General features: G+C 67.3%; 9 protein-coding genes. 5 read left to right on the top strand and 4 right to left on the bottom strand.

What is annotated here, in order from left to right; all coding sequences use genetic code 11:
- On the top strand, positions 1–1,446 hold a 1,446-nt coding region (locus JOY90_RS39920), incomplete at its 5' end, for a cobyric acid synthase (RefSeq protein ID WP_291696573.1).
- A gap of 156 nt (positions 1,447–1,602) precedes the next feature.
- Here JOY90_RS39920 and JOY90_RS39915 read toward each other — a convergent pair.
- The 3 genes from JOY90_RS39915 to cbiB all read right to left on the bottom strand — a co-directional run bounded on the left by JOY90_RS39915 (position 1,603) and on the right by cbiB (position 5,041).
- A complete protein-coding gene (locus JOY90_RS39915; RefSeq protein ID WP_291696572.1) occupies positions 1,603–2,253 on the bottom strand; it encodes a glutathione S-transferase family protein in 651 nt (216 codons plus the stop codon).
- 871 nt (positions 2,254–3,124) lie between these two features.
- On the bottom strand, positions 3,125–4,090 hold the full coding sequence (gene cobD / locus JOY90_RS39910; protein ID WP_291696571.1) for a threonine-phosphate decarboxylase CobD: 966 nt from the start codon (positions 4,088–4,090) through the stop codon (positions 3,125–3,127).
- 9 nt (positions 4,091–4,099) lie between these two features.
- Complete coding sequence (gene cbiB, locus JOY90_RS39905; protein WP_291696570.1) at positions 4,100–5,041, bottom strand: adenosylcobinamide-phosphate synthase CbiB; 942 nt, start codon at positions 5,039–5,041, stop codon at positions 4,100–4,102.
- A 127-nt stretch (positions 5,042–5,168) separates the two neighbouring features.
- Between cbiB and cobU the strand changes: the two genes are divergently transcribed.
- From cobU to JOY90_RS39885, 4 genes are all read left to right on the top strand, one after another.
- On the top strand, positions 5,169–5,672 hold the full coding sequence (cobU, locus tag JOY90_RS39900) for a bifunctional adenosylcobinamide kinase/adenosylcobinamide-phosphate guanylyltransferase (RefSeq protein ID WP_291696569.1): 504 nt from the start codon (positions 5,169–5,171) through the stop codon (positions 5,670–5,672).
- 3 nt (positions 5,673–5,675) lie between these two features.
- Positions 5,676–6,449: an adenosylcobinamide-GDP ribazoletransferase gene (gene cobS, locus JOY90_RS39895; protein WP_291696568.1), complete on the top strand. Its 774-nt coding sequence runs from the start codon at positions 5,676–5,678 to the stop codon at positions 6,447–6,449.
- Positions 6,450–6,578: 129 nt separating this feature from the next.
- Positions 6,579–7,631, top strand: coding sequence for a glycoside hydrolase family 16 protein (locus JOY90_RS39890; protein ID WP_291696567.1), 1,053 nt, complete (start codon positions 6,579–6,581; stop codon positions 7,629–7,631).
- Complete coding sequence (locus JOY90_RS39885; RefSeq protein WP_291696566.1) at positions 7,621–9,093, top strand: GH1 family beta-glucosidase; 1,473 nt, start codon at positions 7,621–7,623, stop codon at positions 9,091–9,093. The genes JOY90_RS39890 and JOY90_RS39885 overlap by 11 nt, the downstream gene beginning before the upstream one ends.
- Before the next feature lie 15 nt (positions 9,094–9,108).
- On the opposite strand, the gene JOY90_RS39880 is transcribed toward JOY90_RS39885, so the two are convergent.
- Positions 9,109–10,494 (bottom strand): sulfotransferase (locus tag JOY90_RS39880; protein ID WP_291696565.1); only part of this gene is annotated, 1,386 nt, incomplete at its 5' end.

The raw sequence follows: 10,494 nt of genomic DNA, 5'->3' as shown, positions 1-10,494 counted from the left end.
GCCCGCGCCCTCATGTTCCAGGGCACTGGGTCGAGCGTGGGCAAGTCGGTGCTGGTCGCCGGGCTGGCGCGGGCTTGCGTGCGGCGGGGCATCCGCGTGCTGCCGTTCAAGCCGCAGAACATGTCGAACAACGCGGCCGTGACGGTCGATGGCGGCGAGATCGGACGCGCGCAGGCGTTGCAGGCGCTGGCCGCGGGCGTCGAGCCGCACACCGACATGAACCCGGTGCTGCTCAAGCCCGAGACCGATAGCGGCGCGCAGCTCATCGTGCAGGGCAAGCGCACAGCCACCTTGCGCGCCCGCGACTATGTCGCACTGAAGCCGTCGCTGATGCCGGCGGTGCTGGAGAGTTTCGGGCGCCTGAAGGCGCGCGCCGACCTCGTGCTGGTCGAAGGTGCCGGCAGCCCGGCCGAGGTCAACCTGCGCAACAACGACATCGCCAATATGGGGTTTGCGCGATGCGCGGACGTTCCGGTCATGCTGGTCGGCGACATCGAGCGCGGCGGCGTGATTGCGCAGATGGTCGGGATCAAGGCAGTGATCGATCCCGAGGACGCCGCCATGATCGAAGGCTTCATCATCAACAAGTTTCGCGGCGATCCCAGCCTGTTCGACGACGGCTACAGGCTGATCGCCGCACGCACGGGCTGGCGCGGGTTCGGCGTGCTGCCTTGGTTCGCGAGGGCCGGCGAGCTGCCGGCCGAGGATGCGCTGGGCCTTGCCGACGCGCGAAAACCCGGCCGCCGCAAGGTCGCCTGCCTTGCGCTGTCGCGGATCGCGAATTTCGACGATCTCGATCCGCTCAAGCTCGAGCCCGGCATCGATCTCGTGATGGTGCGGCCCGGCGAGGCCATTCCCGGTGACGCCGCACTGGTGATCCTGCCGGGATCGAAATCGACCCGCGGCGATCTCGCCTTCCTGCGCGCGCAGGGCTGGGACATCGACCTGCTCGCCCATGCCAGACGCGGCGGCGAGGTGCTCGGCCTCTGCGGCGGCTACCAGATGCTCGGCCGCAGCGTCGCCGACCCCGAGGGCATCGAGGGACCGGCCGGCGAGATGCCGGGCCTCGGGCTGCTCGACATCACCACGGTGATGACGGTGCAAAAGAGCCTGACCCGCGTCGAGGCCGTGCATGCCCGGACCAGCAAGCCTTTCAGCGCCTACGAGATCCATATCGGGCACAGCGAAGGCCGGGACACCGCGCGCCCTTTCGCGCACGTCGATGGCAGGCCCGAAGGCGCCGTGTCAGTGGACGGGCGCGTGCAGGGCACCTACCTGCACGGCCTGTTCGCGTCGGATGGTTTTCGCGGCGCCTTCCTCGAGGGACTGGGCATTGCGGCCTCGGAGATATCCTATCGCGCCAACGTCGAAAGCACGCTCGATGCGCTCGCCGATCACGTCGAGGCATATCTCGACGTCGAGGGTCTATTAGCGCTGGCGCGCTGATGCGGCGGCTTCGGGAAATTCGTAGGGCGGATTAGCCGAAGGCGTAATCCGCCATCTGATAACAAGGCGACGATCGGCGGGTTACGCTTCCGCCTTCGCTCTACGAGCTTCTGCGGCCAGGTCGCTAACTAACCCACCCTGCGCGTCGTCGCCGAATCAGCCGGTCGACCCGGCGGTGAATAGCGCCAATTGAGCGGCAAAGGCACGCCTGTACGCCGGCCGGGCCTCGCCGCGGGCGACATAGGCGACGAGGTTCGGATATTCCTCCAGCAGGCCCGATCGTTTCAGCCTGAGCAGCACCGACACCATCAGGAGGTCGCCGGCGCTGAACGCGCCGTCAAGCCAGTCGGCATCGCCGAGGCGGGCGGAAAGCTCGCCCAGCCGATGACGGATGCGTCCCTCGACGAGAGGCAGCCGCTGCGCGTGCCAGCTCTCGTCGCGCTCCAACAGCACGGCGATCTCGCGCTCGACGATCGGCGGCTCCATCGTGGTGACCGCGGCAAACATCCACGTGATCGCGCGCGCCCGGGCCGTCGCATCGTCCGGCAGCAGGCCCGCATGGCGCTCCGCGATGTGCAGCACGATCGCCCCCGACTCGAACAAGGCAAGATCACCTTCCTCATAGGTCGGAATCTGCCCGAACGGATGCAGCGCGAGATGCGCGCCTTCCTTCATCGCCTTGAACGAGACAGGACGAACCTCGTAAGGCTGCCCCACTTCCTCGAGCGCCCAGCGAACCCGCATGTCCCGCGCCAGACCCCTGCCGCCATCGGGCGAGCGTTCAAAGACGGTAATAGTGGGGATCATTGGCAGGCTCCGGCTATGATGGTGACAGTACACATAATCCGGTATCGGTCGAGCCCGCAGGGCGGATTAGCCGCAGGCGTAATCCGCCGCATCATGACAGCGACGATCGCGAGTTACGCTTCCGCCTTCGCTCTACGAGCTTCGGCGGACAAGTCGCCAACCAACCCGCCCTATGCGCTGGACGCGTAGCCCGCGTGAGCGCAGCGACACGCGGGGGACCAGCACGCGCCTACCCGGAAGTCGCTTTGCTCATCCGGGCTACGCCTGCTCGAAGCTTATTTCCGATTTTCGAAACAGGCTCTTGACATTTCTCTAAATCAGAATTATCTTCCCACCCATCCCGCCTCGTGCAGAGGGGCGCTTCGCGGTCGTCACGGACGTGGAGGCGGGGAGCGGTGGCCGCGAGGGGTCGCAGCGTTTCTTTTGGAGCGCCGACGAACGATCCTTCGCGGACGGTGAAGACGCGTGGTCCTGGCACCCCGACGCTGGTGTCAAGCTCGCGACGACGCTTTCGCGTCGCGCGGGCGACGGGGGCAAGAAAGCCCGGTCCCCGGGGAGAGCGCGGAATAAGCCGTAGCACACTGCGCAGGGAAGGCCGGGTGTTCTCGGCTGAGCCTGTGGTTCCTACCCCGTGCGTTCTTTGTTGCACGGGGGCCATGGGCGCCGGCCGGCGCCCGGTCTTCCCTGCGCCCTCTCACTTCCTGAGGGTCTCGCCTTGCAAAGCTCGGGCACGCACAGCGCCGCGAGAATGCGGGGTCATGGCTGTTTGACATTCAAATCGAGATGTCCGGGCTTCACTGCCTCTCCCCGCGAGCGGGGCGAGGTGAACCGAACTCGCGGACACATCATTCATCCAGAACCATCATGCGTTTTAGGGCTCGAGCGCGGTCTCGAGCCGCGCCCATTCCGCGTCGCTGCCCGGCAGTCCCAATCGCAGCCACCCTGCCCGGCCTCCGAAGATGCGCGACCAGATGTGGGCGCGGCCGAGTCGCTCCTGCGCGGCTGTGGCGTCGCCTACCTCGTAGAGCCGGAACAGCGGCGTGCCGCCGACCAGCTTCCAGCCCGCGCCTCGCGCCAGTGCATCGAGCCGCGCGGCGTCGCGCAACAGACGCGCGGTCGTCGCCACCGCCCAGGCGCGATCCGCCAGCGCGCGCCGGCCGATTTCGATGGCGATGCCCGATACCGGCCACGGCCCGGCCATCACGGCGAGATCGGCGATATCCGCCTCGCAGCCGAGGACAAAACCGAGCCGCAGGCCGGCGAGGCCAAAGAACTTGCCGAACGAGCGCAGCAGCAACAGCCCTGCCCGCCCCGCCTCCGCGGCCAGCGACAGGCCGGGCTGCGCGTCGGCAAAGCTCTCGTCGATCACGAGGCGACCGACGCGCGGCAACGACGCCAGCAGATGCGCGGGATCCGAGCCTCGGCCGTCGGGATTGTTCGGATTGACCACGACCGCGAGATCGGCGCCTGCGAGCGCGGCGAAATCTTCGACCTCCTCCACCGTCCAGCCCGCCTCCCTCAGCACCGGCGCATACTCATTATAGGTGGGCGCGAGAATCCGCGCCCGTCCGGGCGGCGCGAGACGCGGCAGGAGCTGGATCGCGGCCTGCGCGCCGGCGGTGGCGAGGACCGGTGCCGTCGTGCCATAGGCCTGCCGCGCCGCCTCATGCAGGGCGTCGACCTCGGCGCGCGACGGCAGCGCGCGCCAGTGCCGTTCTTCCACCCCGCCCACCGGATAGGGCCGGCGGTTGATGCCGGTCGAGAGATCGATCCAGTCCTCGACGCGCCCGCCGAAACGCGCGATCGCCACATCGAGATTGCCGCCATGCTCCATCATGGCCTCTCTCTAAAGCAAGGCGAGGATCACCAGAAGCCCGGCCAGCCCGATCATCGCGTACCGATAGAGCGCGAGCGCCCGCGCGATGTCGGCGCCGCCGGGGTCGCGGGCGTCGCCGTTGAGCCAGGGCTCGTCGGCCAGCACACCGTGGTAGGAGCGCGGGCCGCACAGCCGCACACCCAGCGCGGCGGCCATCGCCGCCTCCGGCCAGCCGGCATTGATGGAACGATGGTTGCGCGCATCCTGCATCATGCAGGCCACCGCCTCCCTCGGACGCCTGCCGGCCAGCGCGAACACCAGCCCGGTAAGCCGCGCGGGCAAGAAGTTCGCGACGTCGTCGATGCGAGCCGCGGCCCAGCCGAAGGCCTCGTGGCGAACGGTGCGATGGCCGATCATGGAATCGAGCGTGTTCACCGCCTTGTAGCCGACGATGCCGGGCAACCCGAACAGCGTCCCCCAGAACACCGGTGCCGCGATGCCGTCGGAGGCATTTTCCGCGAGACTCTCGATCGCCGCGCGCGCGATGCCGGCTGCATCGAGCGTATTGGGATCGCGACCGACGATCTTCGCCACCGCCGCCCGCGCGGAGGCGAGATCGCCCGCCTGCAATGGGCCTGCGACGGCGGCGACATGATAGTGCAGCGAGCGCAAGGCAATGAAAGGCCAGGCCAGCGCGCCGAGCAGCAGCGTGCGGCTCCATCCCGGCGGCATGCCGAGCTGGATCGCCCAGCTGAACAAGGCCGACAGCGCGATCACGATCAGGGCCGCAGCCGCGCCGGCCGCGCGACGCGTCTCGCTCGACTGCGTGTCCCGATTCCAGCTTTGGTCCAGCGCGTCGATCCACTTGCCGAGCCAGCTCACGGGATGACCGATGCGCGCGAACAGCCCGCCGGGCCAGCCGAACCCGGCATCGATCGCCATCGCCACCACCATCGCGCTCGCGAAACCCACGCCCACGTCTCCATACGAGAGGAGCCTTGATGCGCAAGGTTGCTTCGCCAGCGCAAGTCCCGACGCGGCAATATTAACCTTTGTCATGAAACTGAATCGGTGGTTAGTGCGGGGCGGGAGTGGAGTCATGGCGGTCATCCTGATCACCGGCGGGGCGCGGTCCGGCAAGAGCACGCGTGCCGAGGCGCGCGCGCTGAACTTTCCCGGCCAACCCGTCTATCTCGCGACCGCGGAGGCGCTCGACGCCGAGATGCGCGAGCGGATCGCGCGGCATCGCGCGCGACGCGGCGGCCATTGGTTGGAGCGCGAGGTTCCGCTCGCGCTGGTCGCCGCATTGGCGGAGACCGACGGCGGCGGCGCGCGGCTGGTGGATTGCCTGACGCTCTGGCTGTCCAACCTGATGCTCGGCGGGCGCGACTGGGCGAAGGAGGCCGCGGCGCTGGCGGATGCCCTGCCCGCTCAGACGAGCCCGGTCGTGCTCGTGACCAACGAGGTCGGGCTCGGCATCGTGCCGGACAATGCGCTGGCGCGGCAATTCCGCGATGCGGCCGGCCTGTTGAACCAGACGATCGCACGCGTCGCCGACGAGGTGGAGCTCGTGGTTGCGGGATTGCCGATGCGGGTGAAGTAGTCGATGGATGCGTATCTCGAGACGGCGCAGCGTGTGTTGACCGAGTTGCGGCTCGGCATCGCGCTCTGCACACGGCTTCCAGTCGGTCCCATGAAGCCGGCCGACGACGGCGACGTCGCGCGGGCGAGCTGGACGTTTCCGGTCGCCGGACTGCTGATCGCCCTGATCGGTGCGGCGGTCTATTGGCTGGCGGCCCGGCTGCGGATACCGACCGAGCCGGCGGCGGCTCTCCTGCTCGTCGTCATCGTGCTCCTCACCGGCGCCATGCACGAGGATGGTCTCGCCGACACCGCCGACGGCTTCGGCGGCGGCACGACGCGCGAGCAGAAGCTCGAGATCATGCGCGACAGCCGGCTCGGCGCCTATGGCGGCTCGGCGCTCGCGCTGTCGTTCCTGGTGCGCTGGAGCGCGCTGATCGCGCTGTCCGAGCCGCGCTATGTCACGATCGCGCTGGTGCTCGCCCATGTCGGCGCGCGGGCGCTGCTGCCGCCGTTCATGCGCTATGTGCCGGCGGCGCGGCAGGAGGGGCTGTCGAGCAGTGCCGGGACGCCGCCCGCACGAAGCGCCGCGATCGCAATGGGGCTCGGCGCCGTCTGCCTGCTGCTCGGCTTCGGTCTGGGCGGCACGATCGTGGCGCTGATCGTGCTGGGCCTGATCACGCTCGGGCTTGCCGCGTTCGCCAGGAGGCAGATCGGCGGCCAGACCGGCGATGTGCTCGGCGCGCTGGAGCAGGTGGCCGAGACCGCGATCCTGCTGATCGCGACCGCGCGGTTCTGATCTGGCCTCGGCATCGTGCTATATTGAAAACGGCCTCGCGCAACGACTTGAAATGCCACACACCCTGCTCTCAATTCTCCTGTACAATAGCGGGCTGGGTTTCCGGACGACCAGGCAGGGATGGAAGTCTTGACCTCGAAAGTGACCATTGCCGCCGGCTGCCTCCTGCTCGCCGCGCACGCCTCCGCGCAGGAAAATCCGCAGGACCGCGTCAGGACCGCCCCGAACCAGCTCACGCTGCTGGCCACGCGCGACGCTCCCGGCGATGCCTGCCGCATGGTCGAGAAGATCGAACCGGCCGATCTCGTGCCGGTCTCCCTGCACCGGACCTTTCACGACGATTTCGACCAGCACCCACTGTCGAGCGGCAAATGGGAGCCGCATTACGCCGGCGGCGCCGCCTGGCCCGAGGCGCGCTATTGGGGCGGCGAGAACTCCGACGTCAAGCGCAAGGACGCCTGGAATGGCGAACAGCAGATCTACGTCGACCCCCGCTACGCCGGCCGTGCCGCGATCCCGCTCGGCCTCGATCCGTTCAAGATCAACGACGGCGTGCTGTCGATCGTGGCGAGCCGCATTCCGCCCGCACTGAAGGCCGTGCTGTTCGACAACGAATACACGTCGGGCATCCTGACCAGCCAGAGCTCGTTTGCGCAGAAATACGGGTATTTCGAGATCCGCGCCAAGATCCCGGCCGGCATCGGCGTGTGGCCGGCATTCTGGCTGCTTGCCAATGACGGCGGCTGGCCGCCGGAGATCGACATCCTGGAAGGACGCGGCCAGCACCCCGGCGACATCGTGATGACGACGCATTGGCGCATTCCATCGACGCAGAAGATCGAGCACTGCGGTTTCGATTTCCTGCTGCCGGATGCGCCGACCGGCTTCCATGACTACGGCATGCTGTGGGAGCGCGACCGCCTGGTCTATTTCATCGACCGCAAGCCGGTCTCCGACATCAAGGCGCCGGTCGGCTTCGACGATCCGATGTACATGATCGTCAATCTCGCGATGGGCGCCAAATATTTCGGCGGGGTGGGCATTGTCGACGGCATGTCGCCGGACACCGTCGCCTTCGAGATCGACCGGATCTCTGTCTATCAGATCGATCCGTACCAGCAGATCCAACGGGCACAGAATTCGGAGAAGACGGAAATGGTGGGCCAGGCCAATGCTCGGTAGGTTCACGCGCCGGCATTTCGCGGCGCTGGCGGGCGCCTCCGCGCTCGGGTTTGGGGCAACGCCGGCGGCACCGCAAGACCGGCCAGCCGAGCCCTTCCCCGATCGGCGCGCTGCGGCACCGTTCCCGCAAGGCTTCATCTGGGGCACGGCGACCTCGGCCTATCAGATCGAAGGCGCCGTCGACGAGGACGGCCGCGGCCGCTCGATCTGGGACACCTTCAGCCACACGCCGGGCCACATCGGCGACAACACCAATGCCGACCGCGCCAACGACCACTATCATCTCTACAAGGGCGACGTCGGCCTGATCAGGGAGCTGGGCGTCAAGGCCTACCGTTTCTCGATCGCATGGCCGCGGGTGTTTCCGGACGGAACGGGCGCACCGAATCCCAAGGGCCTCGATTTCTACGACCGCCTGCTGGACGAATTGCTGGCGAACGGCATCGAGCCCTACGCGACGCTCTATCACTGGGACCTGCCGCAAGCGCTGCAGGACCGTTGCGGCGGCTGGCAGTCCAGCGAGACCTCGAAGGCCTTCGGCGATTACGCGGGTCATGTCGCCGAGCGGCTCAGCGATCGCGTCAAGAGCTTCTTCACCCTCAACGAGGTCGGACGTTTCCTCAACTTCGGCTATGGCTACGGCATCGATGCCCCCGGCCTCAGATTGCCGGTCGGCGAGCTGAACCAGGCGCGCCACAATGTGGTGCTGGGGCACGGCCTCGCCGTGCAGGCGATCCGCGCCCGGGCGCGCGCGGGCACACGGGTCGGGATCGCCGAGAACATCGCGGCCTGCGTGCCGGCGATCGATACGCCGGAAAACGTCCGCGCCGCCGAGAACGCCACGCGCGAGTTGAACGCCGGCATTCTCGGCGTGATCCTGAGCGGCAAGTACACCGAGGGCTATCTCACCTATGCCGGCAAGGACGCGCCGAAGTTCACCGCAGAGGAATTGAAGATCATCGGCTCGCCGATCGACTATGTCGGCCTCAACATCTACGCGCCGCAGTTCTACGTCGTGGCCGGCGAGCACAGTTGGGGATTCAAGGTGCTGCCCTTCCCCGCCTCGTTTCCGCACATGGAATCCGAATGGCTCAGGATCGGGCCGGAGACGGCCTATTGGGTGCCGCTCCTGGCGGCGAAGGTCTGGAACATCGAGACGATCTATATCAGCGAGAACGGCACGTCGTCCGAGGACAAGATCGCGCCCGACGGCAAGGTCTACGACCTCGACCGCATCATGTATCTGCGCAACTACCTGATGCAGTTGCAGCGCGCGATCGCCGACGGCGCGCCGGTGCGCTGCTACTTCCTGTGTAGCCTGATGGACAATTTCGAGTGGATCTTCGGCTTCGCGCAGCGCTTCGGGGTCTACCACGTCGACTACGAGACGCAGCGCCGGACGCCGAAGCTCAGCGTGTCGTTCTATCGCGACGTCGTCACGAGGAACGCGATCGGCGCATGAGCGCAGCCTTCGCGCTCAGGACAGCGCCTCGGCGAGCCTCGCCGGCTCGTTTCCACCGAGGGCTTCCGCCAGCGGCCCGAGATGCTTGGCGTAACGGCGCCAGCCGCCCATGGCCGAGCGATAGAGCGGCTCGCGCACCTGCATCAGGCTCGCGGTCCGCACCGTGCGCTTGGTGTCATGGAAGTCGCGGCAGGCGTCCTCCCATTCGAGCCCGCAATGTGCGAGCGCGCGCCGGCCCACGCCTTCGAGATCGTCGACCAGGTCCTCGTACTGCACGTCGATCATCACGCCCGGCGGCAGCACTTTATGCCAGTGCTCCATCACGCCCTCGTAGCCGCGATAGTAGCGGCCGAGCTCGGCCAGATCGTAGGCGAAGGGCTGGCTGCCGGTGAACATCAGCGAGAAGCAGGACACGCAGGTATCCAGCGGATCGCGGCGGATATGGAGGATCCGCGCATTCGGCAGCGCCAGATGAATCAGCCCGACAAAGGCGAAGTTGAGCGGCATCTTGTCGACGATGTAGCCGGCCTCCGGCGCCAGCGCGCGCACGCGCGTCGCATAGATGCGCCCCATCTCGGCGATGCGTTCCGCCGACAATTGCTGCACCAGATCGGGATAGGCCGGAACGATGGCCTGGCTCTTGGCGCATTCGCCGATCACTTCCTTGAAGGTCTCGAGCTCGCCCGCGCCATGCACCTTGGAATGGCTGGCCAGCACCTGCTCCAGCAGCGTCGTGCCCGAGCGCGGCATGCCGACGATGAAGATCGGCGACCACGACGCGTCGCCGGCCCTGGCATTCGCGCAGAACAGCTCCGGCGTGAACCTCGTCCTGATGTTCTCGAACATCGCAAGCCGCTGCGGCTCGTCATAGTCGAAGGTCTTCCGCTTCACAGCGTTCGCCTTCACAAGATGCCCGAACGCCTCGTCATATTGCTTGAGATCGGAGAGCGCCTTGCCCATGGCGAAGTGGGCCGCGATCTGCTTCTCCTCGTCCAGCGCATCGACCCGGCCGATCAGACGCCGCAGGCCGGGCAGACGGCGATCCTCCAGCTTGAACTTGCGCATGTTCGCGAGGTTGAGATGAACGGGCGCCTCGTCCGGCGCCAGCTCGAGCGCACGCTCGAACGCTGCGGTGGCCTCCTCGAAGCGGCCGAGCGCCTGATAGGCGACGCCGAGATTGTTCTGCGATCCGAACCGCTCCGGCTTCAGCGCGAGCGCGCGCTTGTTCTGCTCGATCGACTCCTCCAGGCGATTGAGCTCGAGCAGCGCATTGCCCAGATTGCCGAACGCGTCGGCATAGTCCGGCTTGATCTCGATTGCGGTGCGGTAATAGCTGATCGCGCGCTCCGCATGACCCTGCCGCAGCAGCACGTTGGCGAGGTTGTTGTGCGTCTCGGGATG

This window comes from Bradyrhizobium sp. (genome assembly GCF_019242285.1).
Classification (GTDB): domain Bacteria; phylum Pseudomonadota; class Alphaproteobacteria; order Rhizobiales; family Xanthobacteraceae; genus Bradyrhizobium.
The sequence above is the reverse complement of the archived record's forward strand: the minus strand, read 5'-3'. Positions and strand labels throughout refer to the sequence as shown.

Bases quoted from the DNA above. Each gene is read 5' to 3' on its own strand.
- JOY90_RS39915 (WP_291696572.1), bottom strand. From the start codon at position 2,253: ATGATCCCCACTATTACCGTCTTTGAACGCTCGCCCGATGGCGGCAGG.
- cobD (WP_291696571.1), bottom strand. From the start codon at position 4,090: ATGATGGAGCATGGCGGCAATCTCGATGTGGCGATCGCGCGTTTCGGC.
- cobU (WP_291696569.1), top strand. From the start codon at position 5,169: ATGGCGGTCATCCTGATCACCGGCGGGGCGCGGTCCGGCAAGAGCACG.
- cobS (WP_291696568.1), top strand. From the start codon at position 5,676: ATGGATGCGTATCTCGAGACGGCGCAGCGTGTGTTGACCGAGTTGCGG.
- JOY90_RS39885 (WP_291696566.1), top strand. From the start codon at position 7,621: ATGCTCGGTAGGTTCACGCGCCGGCATTTCGCGGCGCTGGCGGGCGCC.